Source organism: Nocardia halotolerans, from assembly GCF_042650145.1.
GTDB classification, from domain to species: Bacteria; Actinomycetota; Actinomycetes; order Mycobacteriales; family Mycobacteriaceae; genus Nocardia; species Nocardia halotolerans.
This window is the reverse complement of sequence record NZ_JBHSDL010000028.1, coordinates 34,168-51,589: the sequence shown is the minus strand read 5'-3', so window position 1 is coordinate 51,589 and position 17,422 is coordinate 34,168. Positions and strand designations below refer to the sequence as shown.

The following is a 17,422-nucleotide window of genomic DNA, read 5'->3' as shown; positions in this document are numbered from 1 at the left end:
GGTTACCCGCACGTACGGTCCGGTACTTATCGTTCGAGGCGGTCCTGGTGTATCGAAATGGTGCCGGGATTGTTCGGTCTGTACGAAATGGCGTGAACGCGCCGCCGTCCGAGGGCGGCGCGCGGGCCTCGTCGAGAGCAGCCGGGTCTGTGCTCAGGCGAGCTCGACGACCTCACCGAGCGGACGGCGCGGTGTCGATTCCAGCGGCGCGGCGGCATGGGGCATGCGGCCCAGGCGGATCATGACGTGCGGGTAGGCGCAGTCCTGGAGCAGGGTGCCGCGGATCTCGTCACGCAGGTCGAGCATGCCGAGCGGTTCGGACTGGATACTGGTCGCCAAGCCCAGGTAGGTGGCCTGCAGCAGCATCGCGCTGGTCGCTTCGCCCGCCCGCAGCTGGGACAGGCGGTTGTCGTGCGGGGTGCACACGACCAGCCAGTTCGCCGAGTCCGGGTCATCGGTGTATTCGGACAGTTGCGTTTCGGCGAACAACCGCACCGGCAATTCGCCGTCGCGGCGCGCGCGCGGCGCGTTGCGGGCGGGCACACCGGCGGTGGCGCCCGGCGCGCAGGTCCAGCGTTCGAGCTCGGCGAGGTAGTCCTCGTCGCGGGCGTGGCGGGCAGCAGCGCGCTGCATCGGATCGGCCAGGTGGCTCAGCAACAGGTCGGGGACGAGCCGGGCCGCGGCTCCGAACCGGGAGGCCACCTGCGATACCGCACGCAGATCCCTGGCCGGCACCGGCCTGCCCGCGTAGCGGCGCCGGTCCGATTGGCGCAGGTGGATGGCTGCGGCCATCCGGATGTCGATGTCGGACGGTGTGTGCGGCACCAAGGTGACCGTCGCGAGATGATCGGTGCGGTCCGGGTCGGGCATCCGATCGACGACGGCCCGCCAGCCCAGCATGGCGAAGGCGACGTCGAGGTGGTGCAGGGCGGCGCCGCAGCTCACCAGCAGGGCCCGCGCCCGCGGATCGGTGGACGGAACCTGGCGGTCGAAATCGGCGAACAGGTCGACCCGGCCCGGTTCGATGCGCCACCGCCACGGCTGGGTGTTGTGCACCGACGGCGCCCGCACGGCCATCTCCACCGCGTCTCGGCAGGTGTCGATGCTCGGCATCGTGACGGGGGTCGTGGTGACCATCGGCTCGGCCGTGCCGGGCCCGGTGATCCGCTGCTCGGTCGTGCTCGACCCGGTGATCATCGGGTCGGTCGTGCTCGACCCGATGGTCATCGGGTCGGTGGTGCGCGGTGCGGTGGTGTGCGATCCGCTGATACTCGACGTTGTGCCAGGCATGTTTCGCCTATCGTCCTTCCCCTGTGAGCCCATGTGAGTAGGCGTTGTCGCAGCTAGGCGACCTAGAAAGCGATTTCCAGGGTAGGGGCGTCCATGTGTATCCACCACAGAAATTTCCGCCGTGACGACCGCGTGATCTCGCGCCCCGTACCCCGCGGCGCGGATCTCCACCACGTCAGTCACCGATTCCCGCCGCCGCCACTTCGCGGGAAGCCCCGGGCGAGCAGCTCGGCCAGTGACCGAACTCGCACTCCCGCAACCGTTTCGTGACCGGATCCGAGCCGTCATTCCCGAACCGCGATCCGGCGTGTCAACGACGTAGGTCTACGCTGGATCGCATTCGAAGACCGGAGGTGCCGCCATGGCCGACAGTTCCACCGACGCAACGACACGGCGCGGCGAGCGCTCCGGTGTGCCGGTGTCCAGAGACTCGGTCCTGGCCGCCGCGCTGATGATCATCGACCGCGACGGGGTCGAGGCGCTGTCGATGCGACGGCTGGCCGAGGCGGTCGGGCGCGATCCGATGGTGATCTACCGCCATGTCCCCAACAAGGCGGCCGTGCTCGACGGGGTGTCGGAACTGGTCTTCGAGCAGGTACGCGTCGACGCCGACGACCCGGACTGGACCACCCAGCTGCGCGAGGTCGCCCGCTCCTTCCGGGAGCTGGCCCTGGCGCACCCGAACGTCGTGCCGCTGCTGGTGACGCGACCGCTGTCCACACCACTGGCCATGCGGGCGCTGTCGGTGGTCCGCCCGCTCGAGGACATCCTGCGCCTGCTCATGGGCGCCGGTTTCAACGGCGCCGACGCACTGCACATCTATCGCGCGCTGTTCGGCTTCCTGTACGGCCACGTGCTCAACGAGCTACAGGAGGTCGTCGAGCGCCCGGAGGAGACCGATGAGGTGTTGCGGCTCGGCCTGCATCGGCTGCCGATCACCGAGTTCCCCTTGCTGCGCGGCTTGGCCCCCGTGCTGGCCGCCTATGACGGCGCCGCGGAGCTCGAACGTGGTCTCGACATCCTGCTCACGGGCCTCACCGCCACCCTCCCGCGGACGACACCCTAGGTGTCAACGTTGTAGACGCACATTGTAGGAGTACGTAGTATCGGTGTCGACGACCGATCAGAGGACTCCCGGCATGGCCATTACCGACGTTGCGGTCTACGCGCATCTGAACAACACCGACATCGAAGCCCTCGGCACGGAACTCGACTCGATCCGGCGCGACATCGAAAGCGCGCGCGGCACTGCAGACGCCGCCTATATCCGGCGCACCATCGCCTGTCAGCGAATACTGGACCTCGGCGCCCGCCTGCTCATCGCGGGCACCCGGTCCCGGCTGGGCTGGCTCGCGGGGACCACCGCGCTGGCCACGGCCAAGAGCATCGAGAACATGGAGATCGGCCACAACGTCTCGCACGGCCAATGGGATTGGATGAACGATCCCGAGATCCACTCCCGCACCTGGGAATGGGACATGGCCAGGGTGTCGTCACAGTGGCGTTACTCACACAACTACCGCCACCACGTGTTCACCAATGTGCTCGGCATGGACGAAGACATCGGTTTCGGCGTGCTGCGGGTGACCCGCGACGAGCCGTGGCGTCCGGGCATGCTGGTACAACCGTTGCGAAACCTGCTGCTGGCAGCGACTTTCGAATGGGGTATCGCACTGCACGGGCTGTACTCCGAACGCGAGCGCGCGACGACGCCGGCCGGAAAATCGGCGCACACCAGGGCCCTGCTCCGCAAGATCGGCAGGCAGGGCGCCAAGGACTACCTGTTGTTCCCGCTGCTCAGCCGACGCCGCTGGCGGCGCACCCTGGCCGCCGGTGTCGCGGCCAACGCGCTGCGCAACGTGTGGGCGTATGTGGTGATCTTCTGCGGCCACTTCCCCGACGGCGCGGAGAAGTTCACCCCCGCCGCGCTCGAACACGAAACCCGCGCGCAGTGGTACCTGCGCCAGATGCTGGGTACCGCGAACTTCGACGCCGGGCCCGTGCTGGGCTTCCTCAGCGGGCACCTGTCCCACCAGATCGAGCATCATCTGTTCCCCGACCTGCCGAGCAACCGCTACCCCGAGATCGCGGTGCGCGTGCGGGCGATCTGCGACAAGTACGACCTGCCCTACACCACCGGACCACTCCCCCGGCAGTATCTGCTCGCCTTGCGCACCATCAACAAACTGGCACTTCCCGACAGCTTGCTCACCGCGACCAGCGACGATGCCCCCGAAACCGCATCCGAACGCAAGTTCGCCGGTGCCCGGCGCACCGAGCCGGTCCGGTCCGGCGGGCTCCGGACCGCGCTACGCGAATCGCCGGCCGCGCGCAAAACCGCCCACCGGAAATCCTGGGGCGCAACATCTTCGAGTCATTCGATGTGACATCCACGCGGGGCACGTGATAGGCAGATGCCATGGCGTGGTCACCCTCAGTTTTCCCGCCGGTGACCGTGGCGCGTGCGGAGTCGACTTCCGCACGGCCGAGCGGAGCCACCGGTTATCGATCTGACCTGGACGGATTGCGCGGACTCGCGATCGGGCTCGTCGTGGTTTTCCATGTGTGGTTCGGCCGGGTGTCGGGTGGGGTCGACGTCTTCCTGGTGCTGTCGGGCTTCTTCTTCACCGGCCTGCTGCTGCGCCGGGCCGAGAGCGGGGAAATCGGGTGGGCCTGGCAGGTCGTGCGGCGCACCGCCCGGCGGCTGGTGCCCGCGATGGCGGTGGTGCTGGCCGGGGTCGTGGTGGCCACGATGCTGATGCTGCCCTACACCCAGTGGTCCGACGTGGCCACCCAGACGCTGGCCTCGCTGCTGTTCGCGCAGAACTGGGAACTGGCGTTGAGCTGGGCGGACTACCTGGCCGCCGATCCGTCGGTGAGCCCGCTGCAACACCTGTGGTCGATGTCGGTGCAGGGCCAGTTCTATGTGCTCGTGCTCCTGGTGGTGGCGGTGTGCGCGCGGAGCGCGCGGGTGCGCCCGTACGTGGGAGTCATCGTGATCGCCGCCGCGGCGGCGTCTTTCGTCTACGCCGGCCGCGGTGTGGCCACCCAGCAGGGTTGGAACTACTACGACACCTTCGCGCGCGGCTGGGAACTGCTGGCCGGGGCCGCGCTGGCCGTCGTCGCGCCGTACCTGTCGCTGCCGCGCTGGTTGCGCGGGCCGGCGGCGGTGTTCGGCATCGCGGGGGTGGTGCTGTGTGGCTGGGTGATCGCCGACGGCGCCAACCGTTTCCCCGGTCCCGCCGCCCTGCTGCCGGTCTGCGCGGCGGCCGCGGTGATCATGTCGGTCTCGAATGTGGCACCGGGTGAATGGGGCGCGGCCAACCGGTTGCTGGCCCACCCCGCCATGCGGTGGCTCGGCGACATCGCCTACCCGCTGTACCTGTGGCACTGGCCGATCCTGATCTTCTTCCTCACCGAACGCGACAGCGCCGGCGTCGACCTGCTCGGTGGGGTCGGGGTGATCGCGGTCTCGCTCGCCGTGGCCTGGCTCACCCACCAGTGGATCGAACTACCGTTGCGCGAGAAGCGTTCCCGGCCCGGTGTTTTCGTGCGCCGACTGGTCCTCACCACGGTATCGATGCTGGTGGCGGCGGTGGTGACGGTCGCGGCGGTGTGGCAGTTCGCCGTCGGGCACGCCAGCCCGCCCAGGACCGCCGAACTCGCCGTCAACGAATACCCCGGCGCCGAAGCCCTCGCGGGCAACGCGAGTACCCCGGACGCGCCGATGCGGCCCACCGTCCTCGACGCCGGCGACGACCTGCCCCCGCCCACGCTCGACGGCTGTATCGCCGACTGGAACACCCGCGCGGTGATCACCTGCACCTACGGCGACCCCGACGCCGAGCGCACCATCGCGATGGCGGGCAGTTCCCACGTCGAGCACTGGTTGCCCGCCCTGCAGGTGCTGGCCACTCAGCATTCCTTCCGCATCCAGGTGTATCTGAAGATGGGCTGCCCGCTCACCCTCGCCGAGGACGCCACCTACGCCGGTGAGTCGATCCCGGACTGTCGCGACTGGTCACGCGAGGTGGTCGAACGCCTCGCGGCCGACCGCCCCGACTGGGTGTTCACCATCGGCACCAGGCCGCGTGACGCGGGCGGCGACGAAACCCCACCGGAATACCTCGACGTGTGGTCGGCGCTGTCGGCACACGGGCTCAATGTCGTCACCATGCGTGACACGCCCTGGCTGCGCCGCGATTCCGGGCGTTACCGGGCCACCGACTGCCTCGCCGCGGGCGGCGACCGCATCAGCTGCGGAATGCGCCGCACCGATGCGCTGGCCCCGGTGAGCCCTCAGCTCGAGCCCGCGTCCCGCTTCCCCAGCATCTTCCCGATCGACCTCTCCGACGCCGTCTGCACGCCGACGGTCTGCGCGGTCGTGGAGGGCAACATCCTCGTCTACCACGACGAACACCACCTCACCGCCACCTACGCCCGCTCGCTGGCCGGGCCGCTCGGGCGCACGCTGGGACCGGTTCTGGGCTGGTGGTGACCGGACTCGGGGTGTAGGCGCGCCCGATCCGGGGCGCAGGCATACGCTCACTTCTCGTGATCTCGTTCCACGCCGGTTCGCTCCTCGCGCGGATGCTGCCCAGTCCGCAGCATCCGGCGCGATTGGTGGTCTTCGGGTTCGGGGCCGCGACGATGGTCGGGACCCTGCTGCTGATCCTGCCGATCGCCACCGAATCACGCACGATGACCGCGCCGGTCAGCGCCCTGTTCACCGCGGTCTCGGCGGTGTGTGTCACCGGGCTGGTGGTGGTCGACACCGAGAGCCACTGGTCGCTGTTCGGTGAGCTGGTCATCCTGGGGCTGATCCAGGTCGGCGGCGTGGGGATCATGACCCTGGCTTCGCTGCTCGGGCTGCTGGTGGCCCGGCGCATGGGGTTGCGGATGCAGCTGATCGCCCAGTCCGAGAACAAGGCGCTGCGCCTGGGCGAGAGCCGGCGCGTGGTGATCGGCGTGATCCGGATGAGCCTGGTGATCGAGGCGATCACCGCGCTCGCGCTCACGCTGCGGTTCGTCTTCGGCTACGACCAGGGTGGCTGGCACGGGCTCTACCTCGGGGTCTTCCACGCGATCTCGGCCTACAACAACGCCGGTTTCGCACTGTTCAACGACAGCCTGATCGGTTATGCGAGCGACCCGTGGATCATCGGGCCCATCACCATCGCCTTCATCCTCGGCGGTCTCGGGTTTCCGGTCGTCTTCGAGGTGTCCCGGGCGTTGCGCCGGCGCAGGCGGGCGCACCGGTGGTCACTGCACACCAAGATCACCCTGATCACCTACGGCGCACTGGCGGCGGCGGGCATCGTCGCGGTGATCGCGCTGGAATGGTCCAATCCCGACACCCTCGGCCCGCTGGGCGCACTCCAGAAACTGCTGGTCGGCGGTTTCCACGGGCTGGTGCCGCGCACCTCCGGGTTCAACTCCGTCGACGTGGGCGCGATGGAGTCCTCCACCCTGCTGGTCAACGACATGCTGATGTTCATCGGTGGTGGCAGCGCGGGCACCGCGGGCGGGATCAAGGTCACCACCTTCGCCCTGCTCGCCTTCGTCATCATCGCCGAAGTGCGCGGCGAACCCACCGTGCACGTCCTCGGGCGCCGGGTGGCCGCCCCCGTGCAGCGCCAGGCGGTCACCGTCGCGCTGCTCGGTGTCGGCGCGGTCGTCATCGGCACGCTGACCCTGCTCGCCATCACCGGCATGGACCTCGACGCCGTGCTGTTCGAGGTGGTTTCGGCGTTCGGCACCGTGGGGTTGTCCACCGGGATCACCGCCGACATCCCCGACCCGGGCCTGCTCGTGCTGATCGCCCTGATGTTCATCGGCCGACTCGGCCCGATCACCCTGGCCACCGCGCTCGCCCTGCGCAGGCGCGGGCGACGTTACGAACTACCGGAGGAGCGCCCCATTGTCGGCTAAGAAGACACGCAAACACGGCACCCGCGTCGCCGTGATCGGGTTGGGCCGATTCGGTGGCGCCCTGGCTCGCGAGCTGGTCACCCACGGTTCCGAAGTACTGGCCATCGACTCGAATCCGGTTCTGGTGCAGCAGTATTCCGATCTGCTGACCCACGTTGCCGTTGCCGACACCACCGACTCCGAGGCCCTCGAACAGCTCGGGGTGCCCGACTTCGGGCACGCGGTCGTCGGCATCGGCAGCAATATGGAAGCCAGTATCCTCACCACCTCGCTGCTGTCGGACTTCCGGATCCCGAAGATCTGGGCCAAGGCCACCAGCCGCCAGCACGGCCAGATCCTCGAACGCGTCGGCGCCCACCACGTGGTGCTGCCCGAACATGACATGGGCGTGCGGGTGGCGCACCTGGTCACCGGCCGGATGATCGACTACATCGAGTTCGACGCCGACTACGCGATGGCCAAGACCACCGCACCCCGCTCGGCGCTGGGGAAGTCGCTCACCGGCAGCGGGTTGCGTCAGCACTTCGACATCACCGTGGTCGCCATCAAACACGCGGGCACCGAATTCACCTACGCCACTGCCGAATCCGTGATCATCGAGGGCGATCAGCTGATCGTGTCGGGCCGCATCGAAGAGGTCGAACGCTTCGCCGACCTGACCTGAATACCCTTGGGCTGCATCGCGCTCGGGAAGTCCGTAGCCTCGATGTCGTGATTACTCTGAAAAAAGAAGACGGCGCGGCTGATCTCGACGGCATCACCAAGATGAGTGTGGGAGTGAGCTGGGACCCTTCGGCCGGCGCCAGCGGTGGGCTGCTGGGCATCGCGCGCCGCAAGCGCGGCGTGGATCTGGACCTGGTTGCCGTGCTGTGCCAGGGCGGCGAACCGGTGCGTTTCGCCGGACTCGATTCGCTCGACCCCCTCGGCAACGGCGCGGTGCTGCACACCGGTGACGAGCAGACCGGTGCCGCCTCGGGCGACGACGAGACCGTGCACGTCACCTTCGCCACCGTGCCCCCGGCCATCGATTCCATCGTGTTCGTGGCCGCCGCCTTCAAGAAGGGCTCCTCGTTCGAGAAGGCCAACAACGTCTCGTTCAAGATCTACGACGCCACCGGCGCCGACAGCCAGCCCGTCGCCGACATCTGGCCGTCGCTGCTGGCCGCCGAGAATGCCAACGCGATCGCGCGCGCCTTCCGCAACGGTCCGGTCTGGCAGCTCGAGGTCCTCGACCGCAAGGGCAAGATCAAGCAGGGCGACCGGCAGGCGCTGCTGCGCTTCGCGCTCGGATAGCCCGACCTTCGACTGCCCGACGAGGAGCACCCATGAACCGAGCCTTCCGCCACCCCGGCGCGCTCACTCACGTCACGATGGCCCTGGGCTGGGACCCGGCCCCACCCACCGGCCGGTTCGGTGGCGAACGCCACGACATCGATCTCAACGCCTGCGCGCTCTCGTTCGCGGGCACCCAGTTCATCGACGGCGCCTTCCACGAGCAGCTCACCTCCCAGGACCGGGCGGTGCGCCACCTCGGCGACAGCGTCACCGGCGACGGTGACGGCGACAACGAAGCCATCGCCGTCGACCTGACCCGCCTGAATCCGGCGGTCACCACCATCGTGTTCCTCGTCACCAGCTACAGCGGGCAGCATTTCGACCAGATCCGCAACGGCTTCTGCCGGGTTATCGACAACGTCACCGGCATCGAGCTGCTGCGCTTCGACCTGGCCGGGGCCGGTTCCCACACCGGCATCGTGCTCGGCAAATTGCACCGCCCCGACCAGAACTGGCAGTTCGACGTGCTCGCCGAACCCATCTGGGCCCAGCACGCCATCGAGGCCATCCCGCAGCTCACCGGTCATCTGAGCTGAGCGGCGGCGGTACCGTAGTGGCCGGTACGGAGGGCAGTGGAATGAGCGCACAGTTGCTGATCGTCGAGGACGACCCCCGCGTGCGGGAGTCGCTTCGACTGGCCATGGAAGACGAGGGCTACGTCGTCGCCGAGGCCGAATGCGCCGAACGGGCACTGGACCAGGTGCACACGTTCGGCGCACCGGATGTGATGATCGTCGACCTGATGCTCGGCGGGATGGACGGATTCACCTGCATCCGGGAGGTGCGCCGCGACCACGACGTGCCGATCATCGTGGTGAGCGCGCGCGACGACACCCACGACGTGGTCGCCGCGCTCGAGGCCGGCGCCGACGACTTCGTCACCAAACCGTTCGAAGTCAAGGAGCTCACCGCCCGCATCCGGGCCCTGCGCAGGCGCACCCGCAACACCATCGAACGTGATGTCGTGGAGCTGGTGCTCGACGCGGCGCCGGATCGGCGGCTGGTGCTGTGCCCGGAACGCGGTTCGCTGCGCCTGGCCGGCGACGACGTGCACCTCACCATCACCGAATTCCGGTTGCTGTGCGAACTCGCCCAGAACGACGGCCTGGTACTGAGCCGACAGGTGCTGCTCGACCGGATCTGGGACCGCGGGTTCTTCGGCGACGACCGCATCGTCGACGTACACGTGCGCCGATTGCGCACCAAGATCGAACGCGACCCCGCCGACCCACGCCTGCTGGTGACCGTGCGCGGGCTCGGCTACCGCCTCGATGTCGGGTCCTGAGTCCCGCCCCCGGTTACCGTTGCGGTTCCGGGGGTTGCGCGGGCGGGTGATGGCCGCGTTCGTCCTGGGCGCGAGCCTGGTGGCGCTGCTGCTGGCCGGGTCGGTCTACGCGGTGAGCACCAGCTATATGGAGACGCAGCGGGTACGCACCGTCGAGCGGGCGGTCGCGGTCCACGCCGAGATCCTGCGGTTGCGCCTGGACTCACCGCGCATCACCGCCGCCGAGGCGCTGGAATCGCTGCACCTGACTCCCGGCACCATCGCGATGCTGCAGTGGAGCACCGGGTCGTCGGTGGTCGGCGCCGATGTCGGGTTGCCCGCGGTGCTCGAACAGGCCGAGGAGGTGCCCAGCGCGGCCACTGAGGTGACGATCGACGGTCACCCGTACCTCCGGGCCGTCGCGGAGGTCGAAGACGGTGCCGTGCTGCACGAGTTCGCCCCGCTGAGCGAACTCGAGACGACCCTGCGGATGTTGCGCTCGATCCTGCTCGCCAGCGCCGTGCTGGCGGTGGCGGTGGCCGCGGCGCTGGGCGCGTGGGCCGCGCAGTACGCGCTGAGCCCGTTGCGGCAGGTCGCGCGCACTGCCGCGCGCATCGCCTCCGGCGAACACGACCTGCGCCTGCCGCGCGCCGCCGACGACGACCTGTCGCCCACCGTCGACGCCTTCAACACGATGGTCGATTCGCTACAGCAGCGCATCGAACGTGAACGCCGCCTGGTCTCCGACCTCAGCCACGAGCTGCGCACCCCGCTCACCACCCTCACCACCACCGCCTCGGTGCTGGCCGGGCACCGCGAGGAACTGTCCGAGCGGCCGCGCGCGGCACTGGGTCTGCTCGTCGAGGAGACCACCTATCTGCGCGGCCTGCTCGACGACATGCTGGCGCTGGCACGCGCCGAGGCGGGCATCCACCGCTCCGACCCGGCCCCGCTGTCGCTGTCGGCGCTGCTGTCGCATCTGCTGGCCGGTCGCGACACCGGCCCCGTGGTCCTCGATCTCGCTGACGACGGCATGGTGCGCGGGCGGCGGATGGAACTCGAACGCGCGCTGGTGAATCTGCTCGCCAACGCCGACCGGCACGGCGGTGGCGTGGTGGCGGTGCGGGTGGACAACGACGGCGCCGAGGTGCGGGTCACCATCGATGACGCGGGACCCGGTGTGGCACCGCAGGATCGGGAGCGCATCTTCGAACGGTTCGTCACCTCGTCGCGTTCGTCGGGTGGTACCGGCATCGGTCTGGCCCTGGTCGCCGAAACCGTCACCGGACATCACGGCCGGATCAGTTGTGCCGAACGGCCCGGCGGCGGTGCGCGTTTCGTCCTGACGATGCCGGCGCTGTCCCGGCCGGCCGACACCGGGGAACCGGCCGCGACCCAGCACTGACACGAACGAGGCCCGGCGCAGTGCGCGCCGGGCCTCGCTGGTCAGCTGGAACAGATCAGCCGATGCTGAAGGGCTGGCCCCACAGTGTGACGATCGACTTCACGTTGTCGGTCTCGACCTTCACCTGCACGAACGAACGGGCCTGGGCGTAACCGCCACAGCCGCTGAGGCCGATGGTGCTGTCGGCCCAGGTGACCGAGCCGGTGTTGCCCTTGAACTTGTTGTCCTTGCTGTGGTCCTCGTTGCCGTAGTCGTCGGCCTTCTCGAGATCGAGGAGGTAGAACGACTTGGCCTGGCCGGGGCCCAGGCTCAGCTCGGCGCCGGACTCGGCACCGACGCCGCCGTCCTCGCCGTCCCAGCTGCCCTCGCCCTCGACGCCACCGTCGACGCCGCCGCCGTCGATGTTGACCTGGCAGCCCACGACGTAACCGGGACGGATCTTGCCGCCCTTGGCGTTACCGGACACCTCGACCTGCGCGCTGCCCGAAACCCAGGCATTGCGGTGCACCGGGGTCGAACCCATCGACGGGCTGATCGTGGCCGACTCGCCCACCAGGCGCACGGTGACGACGCTGCCGTCGGACAGGGTCTTGGTGATCTCGCCGCCGGGCAGCGGAACGAAGGTGTCGGCGTTGGCCGCACCGGCCGACAGCATGCCGACGGCGACCGCGGCCGCGCCGACCAGACCGGCCAGGCGAGCCGAATTCTTACGGTGGATCATGTTTTTCATCCTCTGATCTGTGTCTGGTTTCGGCGGCTCAGCCGATGCTGAACGGCGCACCGTAGAGGGTGGTCTTGGAGTAGTGGTCGCCGATGATCTCGACCACGGTGTAGGAGCGGGCCTGGGCGTAGCCCGCGCAGCCCTGCACCTCGATCTCCACGTCCTGGTACTCGACCGAGTAGACACCCGCCTTTTCGATGTCCTTCTTCTCGATCTGGACGAACTTGACCTCGCCCGGCCCGAGCTCGATGCCGGCCGAGCCGCCGACGCTGAAGCCGGACAGATCGATGCCGCCGGAGACGCCGGCCTTGATGGCGTCGTCGCCGATGGAGACCTGGCAGCCGATGATGTAGCCGGTGTTGAGCTGCGAGGCACCGTGGGTGGAGGAGTTGTTGGAGCCCTCACGGCCGGACGGGCCGTTGTTCGGGCCGGCTTCGCCTTCGGGGGTGGCGGTGACATCGGCGGTCACGTTGCCCGAGACCCAGGCCACGCGGCCCGCGCCGTTGGCGGCCATCGACGGGGAGACGACGGCGTGCTCACCGGTGCGCTTGATCGTGACTCCGGGGCCGATCTTCTCGCCGTCCGGGAGCGGAACGAAGGCATCGGCGCCGGCGGTACCGGCGACCAGCGCGCCGAGCGCGAGCACGGCAACTCCGGTGCCGACAGCACTCAGGCCGCCGCGGATTCGGTTGATATTCATACTTCCCCTCATCAGGTTCGAGCTGTCGTACCTCGGCGCAGGCCACTACGGCGCGTCGAGGGCTGGACTGAGCATTCACCCGCCCCATGGCGCGAGGAGGACCACGCGAGGACCCGGCGATGAAGGTCCCGGAACGGGAACCTTGCCAGTTTGTTGCAGTTGTGTTGCGACGATCGTCATACGTTCGTCATGAACGGCCGGTGATCGGCCAATTTTGCGAAGTTGGTATAGGGGACGCGATTTCGGCGTTCCCTGGATAGTTGCTGCGATACGGTTTCGGGCATGGACGACATCGAGTTGGATTTGCCGAGCGTCGCTTCTACCCACAACGCCGGACGAATTCTGGATATCGGCGCAGTCGGACTGCGCAACCCCCTACCCATCGACGACGAGCAGACACACGCCTATGTGTCGTGCGTCGACGGCACCACCCTGAGACTGCCCGACTCCCTGCGCAATTGGGCGATGCAGACCCTGGCCGCGAACTACGACCTGCGCGCCACCGGCCTGCCGTCGCTGTTCCCGTGCCGGTTCGAGTTCGGCATCCGAAACGGCGAGGCCTACGCTGTTCCGGTCAGCGATCAGCGGCCGCTGCATCCCAGCGCGACCGCCGGTCAACCGGCAGCGTGAGGAGGACCCCATCGCCACCGCATCTGATGTCGGCGACTACGCCGAGCGCCACGATCTGACCGTCGCGGTCGCCGAGTCGCTCACCGGCGGCAATCTCGCCACCGCACTGGCCGCGGCCCCCGATTCGGCCGAATGGTTCCACGGCGGCGTGGTCGCCTACTCCGTGTCGGTCAAGCAGTCCGTGCTCGGGGTGCCCGATGTGCCCGTGGTCTCCGAGACCGCCGCGCTCGCGATGGCCGAGGGCGTGCGCGCGCTCACCGATGCCGACGTCGCCGCCGCCACCACCGGTGTCGGCGGACCCGGCACCGAGGAGGGCCAACCGGTCGGCTCGGTGTGGTGCGCGGTGGCCACCCGCGACACCTCCTGGGCGGTACACCGGCAGTTCGACGGCGAACCGGGTGAGATCCTCGACCAGTCGGTGCAGTGCGCCCTCGATCTACTGCACGACGGCGCACGACGCATCGTCGAATCCGCGTAACTCTCCGGCCCGCCGCGGTTTCGGCTCAGGCGATCGGCGGCAGGTGCACCACCTGGCCCGCATAGGCCAGGCCGGCGCCGAAGCCGAGCAGCAGCGCGGTGTCACCGGGCTCGGCCGCGCCCGAACGCAGGAGCTGTTCCATGGCCATCGGGATGGAGGCGGCACTGGTGTTACCGGTGTCGATGATGTCGCGCGCGACAGCCACGCTGTCCGGCAGCGCGAGGGTGCGCACCAGGGCGTCGGTGATGCGGATGTTGGCCTGATGGGGCACGAACGCGTCGAGATCGGCGGCGGTCACCCCAGCCCCGGCGAGCGCGTCACGGCACGCCTGCTCCAAGAACGTGACGGCCCAGCGGAACACCTCCGTGCCGTTCATCCGGATGTACGGGCGCACCGACGTGCCACCCGAGGCTTCCGCGGCGGCCACTTCGGCGAAGTATTCGGCGAAGTCCTTGTCCTGCTTGATCGCCGAGGTGCGGCTACCGTCAGAGCCCCAGGCGACCGGGCCGATACCCTCCTGCTCGGCCGGACTCACCAGCACCGCGCCCGCACCGTCGGCGAAGATGAACGCGCACCCACGGTCGGTGGTGTCGAGCAGATCCGAGAGCCGCTCCACCCCGATCACCAGCACGTGGCGTGCCTGTCCCGCACGCACCAGATTCGCCGCGTCGGCCAGCGCGTAGCAGAAACCGGCACAGCCCGCGGAGATGTCGTAGGCGGCGGTGTCGTGCATGCCCAGTTCGGTGGCCACCACCGCGCCCGCCGAAGGACCGAGCACCATCTGCGAGGAAGTTGCGAGCACTACCGCGTCCACCTGCTCGGGCTCGATCCCGGCCGCGCGCAGGGCGTCACGAGCGGCCGCGACACTCATCGACACGATGGTCTCGTCGGGCTCGGCCCAGTGCCGCGCGGTGATCCCGGACCGGGTCCGGATCCACTCGTCGGAGGAGTCGATGGCCTCGACGATGTCGGCGTTGGGCACCACCCGGCGCGGGCGATACACGCCGAGGCCGGCAATCGCGGTGTGGGTGACCGGAATTGCGGTGGCGATGGGGGTCGGCATGGCATCCTCTCCATGTGAACCGATCGGTTCACGCAGAAACAGGTTTAACATGAACCGATCGGTTCAATCAAGGGTTGGGAGGAGATCGGATGCCGGCCGGACCACGCGCCCGACTGATCGAACACACCATCAGCACCATCCAGGAACACGGCGTGCACGCGGCCGCGCTCAGCGAACTGCTCAAACGCAGCAACACCTCGCGCAACTCGCTGTACCAGCACTTTCCCGCGGGCAAGGGCGAGTTGGTGCAGACCGCGGCGCGCATCGTGTCGCGACTGGTGTACTCGCACGTGAGCACGATGGCCGACAATCTGCAGACCGCGTCCTCGGCCCAGCAGTGGCTCACCGAACTGTTCGCCTTCTGGCGCGAGCCACTCGAGAAGACCGACTACCGCGCCGGTTCGTTCATGATGGCCGCGGCCCTGGACGAACTCGACCCGGCCGTGCAATCGCTGGCCGGCCAGGCCTTCGCCGAATGGACCGCGCGCCTGGCCGACGGCATCGTCGCGGCGGGGATCGAACGCGCCACCGCGGTCTCACTCGCGGGTTTCCTGCTCACCACCATCGAGGGCACCATCGTGCACAGCCGCGCGCTGAAGTCACCCCACCCCTTCGATCAGGCGGTCACCCAGCTGACCATCCTGTTCAACCACCACCTGGCCCAGCGGTGAACGGACTCACGAAACCACTTGCGCACCATCCAGATCCGCCCGCAGAATGCTGACGATCCGGCGACGCGCCGCGCTGCCCTCCGCACTGGGGGTCAGCGGGTAGACGTGCACGAGACCGGCTCCTTCCCGGTAATCCAGGTGCACGCCCGCCGCGCGCGCCTTCGCCGCCAGCAGCCGGGCGTCCGGGTTGAGGATGTCCTCGGTACCGGTGAACACCGTGAGCGGGCCCAGGCCGGTCAGGTCACCGAACAGGGGGCTCACCATCGGATCCCGCATCGACAGCGCCCCACTCCACAACCCACCGAACACCAGGCCGCCGTCGCGGCCGAGCCAGGGATCACGGGGCTGGACCTCATCGATCTGTGGGTTCTCCAGGGTGAGGTCGAGCGCCGGTGAGATGAGCACGGTCCGCAGCGGGGCCGGTTGCCCGAGATCACGCAGGTGCAGGGCAGTAGACAGGGCGATCTGGCCGCCTGCGGAATCGCCGGCCAGGAATGTCGGGCCGTACTCGGCGCCGGCGGCCCGCACGAGTTCGGCGACTCGCGGAATCACCTCGGCGGCGGTGCCGAACGGGATCAGCGGATAGATCGGCACGGTCACCGCGAGGCGCACCCGCACCGCCAGCTGAGCCGCCAGCCGCCAGTGCTGGGCGGCGATCTCGCCCACCCAGCCGCCGCCGTGCGCGTACACCAGAGCGCCGCGCACCGCCCCGGCCGTGGGAGTGAGCGTGTAGACCGGCCAGCCACGATCGCGCACCACCGTGACGTCCAGCCCACGCAGGGTGCGCGGCGGACCGTAGGCCACCGGCCGCAGACCGCGCTCGCGCACATGCGCGCGAGCCAGGTCGGCGTCGATGTAGTTGCGGTTGCGCCGGGCCAGGCGCAGGAACCGGGGAATCACGAACCGGCTCATCACTGTGGGCACCGCAACCTCCGTTCGACGGGTGAGACCACGCGCCCACCGATGCTCGACAAGCTACTCGTCGCGCCGCCCTCAGCCCAGCGGTTGTTCGATGATGTCGGTGCGCAGGCTGGTGCCGTTGAGGTCGAGGTAGAGCACGCCCTCGGTGATCGACAGGGCGGCGGTGTTGCGGCGGTCGATCAGCGCGGCGGCGGCGTCGATGAACGCCCGGTCGAAGCTGTAGAGCGGGATCGCGGCCGCGTGGTGGATCTTCTTGCCCGCGTACTGGGCGAGCACCTTCACGGGGTCGCGGTGGGTGTACACAGCGGCGCGACCGGCGAGCTTGCTGCCACGGTGGATGCGGTCGGCGTCGGGGGCGCCCACTTCGATCCAGGCGGTGGTGCGGCCGGTGAGGTCACGCACCTGCACGGCGGGTTCGTCGGTCGCCGAGATACCGCCGTCGCTGAACACGATGCCCTCCTCGTACTGCAGGCAGTACGCCAAGATCCGGGTGAGCATGTATTCGGGGGTTTCGGACGGGTGCCGCGCCACCCGCAACTCGAGGTCCTCGTAGACGCCGCGATCGACATCGGCGAGCTGAACGGCGAAGTGGTGCAGGGTTGCGCTGAGTGCCATAGGAGTTGCGAGCCTACCGGTCGGCCACCGCCACCACGTACCGCGCGGCTACGGGCTGTCGAGCAGTGCGCGCGGCGCGGCCTGCCGCCAGGAGTCGGTGACGATGGCCGTGAGTTCCTCGCGGTCGTCGAGGGCCGACAGGTACACCCGCACCCAGGCGTTGCCCGCCTCGTGCGCGGCGATCCAGAACTTGGCGGGCTCGGCGAGCACCAGTTCGTCGCGGTCGAGGATCGGGCAGCGCACCGCCATCGAGGTCTCCCCCTCGGGCAAGGTGAGGAAGAGTTTGCCCGACACCTTGAAAATCGGCATGCCCCAGGCGAACTGCTCCGTCGTCTCGGGCAGCGACAGGGCGAGGGAGCGGACGTCGTCCCCGGTGACATTCATGGCACCGATCATCG

The 17,422-nt window shown here is 68.8% G+C and carries 19 protein-coding genes; 12 read left to right on the top strand and 7 right to left on the bottom strand.

The window, feature by feature from the left end; translation table 11 throughout:
- Nucleotides 1-153: 153 nt before the first annotated feature.
- Nucleotides 154-1,290, bottom strand: a complete 1,137-nt coding sequence (locus ACFO5K_RS22415; protein WP_378566444.1) for an Acg family FMN-binding oxidoreductase — start codon at nt 1,288-1,290, stop codon at nt 154-156.
- Between the two features lie 361 nt (nt 1,291-1,651).
- On the opposite strand from ACFO5K_RS22415, the gene ACFO5K_RS22410 reads away from it, so the two are divergent.
- The 9 genes from ACFO5K_RS22410 (at nt 1,652) to ACFO5K_RS22370 (ending at nt 11,225) form a co-directional block, all read left to right on the top strand.
- Nucleotides 1,652-2,356, top strand: a complete 705-nt coding sequence (locus ACFO5K_RS22410) for a TetR/AcrR family transcriptional regulator C-terminal domain-containing protein (protein ID WP_378566441.1) — start codon at nt 1,652-1,654, stop codon at nt 2,354-2,356.
- A 73-nt stretch (nt 2,357-2,429) separates the two neighbouring features.
- Nucleotides 2,430-3,677 carry a fatty acid desaturase family protein gene (locus tag ACFO5K_RS22405; RefSeq protein ID WP_378566438.1) on the top strand — a complete coding sequence of 416 codons (1,248 nt, stop codon included), beginning with the start codon at nt 2,430-2,432 and terminating at the stop codon, nt 3,675-3,677.
- Between the two features lie 32 nt (nt 3,678-3,709).
- Nucleotides 3,710-5,788, top strand: a complete 2,079-nt coding sequence (locus tag ACFO5K_RS22400; protein ID WP_378566435.1) for an acyltransferase family protein — start codon at nt 3,710-3,712, stop codon at nt 5,786-5,788.
- A 56-nt stretch (nt 5,789-5,844) separates the two neighbouring features.
- Complete coding sequence (locus ACFO5K_RS22395) at nt 5,845-7,221, top strand: TrkH family potassium uptake protein (RefSeq protein WP_378566431.1); 1,377 nt, start codon at nt 5,845-5,847, stop codon at nt 7,219-7,221.
- Entirely contained in the window at nt 7,211-7,885 is a 675-nt protein-coding gene (locus ACFO5K_RS22390; RefSeq protein WP_378566428.1) for a potassium channel family protein, read from the top strand. The genes ACFO5K_RS22395 and ACFO5K_RS22390 overlap by 11 nt, the downstream gene beginning before the upstream one ends.
- 47 nt (nt 7,886-7,932) lie before the next feature.
- Nucleotides 7,933-8,514: a TerD family protein gene (locus ACFO5K_RS22385; RefSeq protein ID WP_378566425.1), complete on the top strand. Its 582-nt coding sequence runs from the start codon at nt 7,933-7,935 to the stop codon at nt 8,512-8,514.
- A 32-nt stretch (nt 8,515-8,546) separates the two neighbouring features.
- Entirely contained in the window at nt 8,547-9,092 is a 546-nt protein-coding gene (locus tag ACFO5K_RS22380; RefSeq protein WP_378566422.1) for a TerD family protein, read from the top strand.
- A 41-nt stretch (nt 9,093-9,133) separates the two neighbouring features.
- A complete protein-coding gene (locus ACFO5K_RS22375) occupies nt 9,134-9,841 on the top strand; it encodes a response regulator transcription factor (protein ID WP_378566419.1) in 708 nt (235 codons plus the stop codon).
- Complete coding sequence (locus ACFO5K_RS22370; protein ID WP_378566416.1) at nt 9,828-11,225, top strand: sensor histidine kinase; 1,398 nt, start codon at nt 9,828-9,830, stop codon at nt 11,223-11,225. Before ACFO5K_RS22375 ends, ACFO5K_RS22370 begins: the two co-directional genes overlap by 14 nt.
- 55 nt (nt 11,226-11,280) lie before the next feature.
- Here ACFO5K_RS22370 and ACFO5K_RS22365 read toward each other — a convergent pair whose 3' ends face one another.
- Both ACFO5K_RS22365 and ACFO5K_RS22360 read right to left on the bottom strand, forming a co-directional pair.
- A complete protein-coding gene (locus tag ACFO5K_RS22365) occupies nt 11,281-11,946 on the bottom strand; it encodes an MspA family porin (protein ID WP_378566413.1) in 666 nt (221 codons plus the stop codon).
- Between the two features lie 37 nt (nt 11,947-11,983).
- Complete coding sequence (locus ACFO5K_RS22360; RefSeq protein WP_378566410.1) at nt 11,984-12,646, bottom strand: MspA family porin; 663 nt, start codon at nt 12,644-12,646, stop codon at nt 11,984-11,986.
- 282 nt (nt 12,647-12,928) lie between these two features.
- Here ACFO5K_RS22360 and ACFO5K_RS22355 point away from each other — a divergent pair, with 282 nt between their 5' ends.
- Both ACFO5K_RS22355 and ACFO5K_RS22350 read left to right on the top strand, forming a co-directional pair.
- Entirely contained in the window at nt 12,929-13,276 is a 348-nt protein-coding gene (locus ACFO5K_RS22355) for a hypothetical protein (protein ID WP_378566407.1), read from the top strand.
- Nucleotides 13,212-13,754 (top strand): CinA family protein, encoded by a 543-nt coding sequence (locus tag ACFO5K_RS22350; protein WP_378566927.1) that lies wholly within the window; start codon nt 13,212-13,214, stop codon nt 13,752-13,754. Before ACFO5K_RS22355 ends, ACFO5K_RS22350 begins: the two co-directional genes overlap by 65 nt.
- A gap of 25 nt (nt 13,755-13,779) precedes the next feature.
- Here ACFO5K_RS22350 and ACFO5K_RS22345 read toward each other — a convergent pair whose 3' ends face one another.
- Nucleotides 13,780-14,817 carry a beta-ketoacyl-ACP synthase III gene (locus tag ACFO5K_RS22345; protein WP_378566404.1) on the bottom strand — a complete coding sequence of 346 codons (1,038 nt, stop codon included), beginning with the start codon at nt 14,815-14,817 and terminating at the stop codon, nt 13,780-13,782.
- 89 nt (nt 14,818-14,906) lie between these two features.
- Between ACFO5K_RS22345 and ACFO5K_RS22340 the strand changes: the two genes are divergently transcribed.
- Entirely contained in the window at nt 14,907-15,488 is a 582-nt protein-coding gene (locus ACFO5K_RS22340; RefSeq protein WP_378566401.1) for a TetR/AcrR family transcriptional regulator, read from the top strand.
- Between the two features lie 6 nt (nt 15,489-15,494).
- Here ACFO5K_RS22340 and ACFO5K_RS22335 read toward each other — a convergent pair whose 3' ends face one another.
- The 3 genes from ACFO5K_RS22335 to ACFO5K_RS22325 form a co-directional block, all read right to left on the bottom strand.
- Complete coding sequence (locus tag ACFO5K_RS22335; RefSeq protein WP_378566398.1) at nt 15,495-16,412, bottom strand: alpha/beta hydrolase fold domain-containing protein; 918 nt, start codon at nt 16,410-16,412, stop codon at nt 15,495-15,497.
- Nucleotides 16,413-16,481: 69 nt separating this feature from the next.
- Nucleotides 16,482-17,024 carry a YaeQ family protein gene (locus ACFO5K_RS22330; protein ID WP_378566395.1) on the bottom strand — a complete coding sequence of 181 codons (543 nt, stop codon included), beginning with the start codon at nt 17,022-17,024 and terminating at the stop codon, nt 16,482-16,484.
- Between the two features lie 48 nt (nt 17,025-17,072).
- Entirely contained in the window at nt 17,073-17,408 is a 336-nt protein-coding gene (locus tag ACFO5K_RS22325; RefSeq protein ID WP_378566392.1) for an MmcQ/YjbR family DNA-binding protein, read from the bottom strand.
- Between the last annotated feature and the right edge of the window lie 14 nt (nt 17,409-17,422).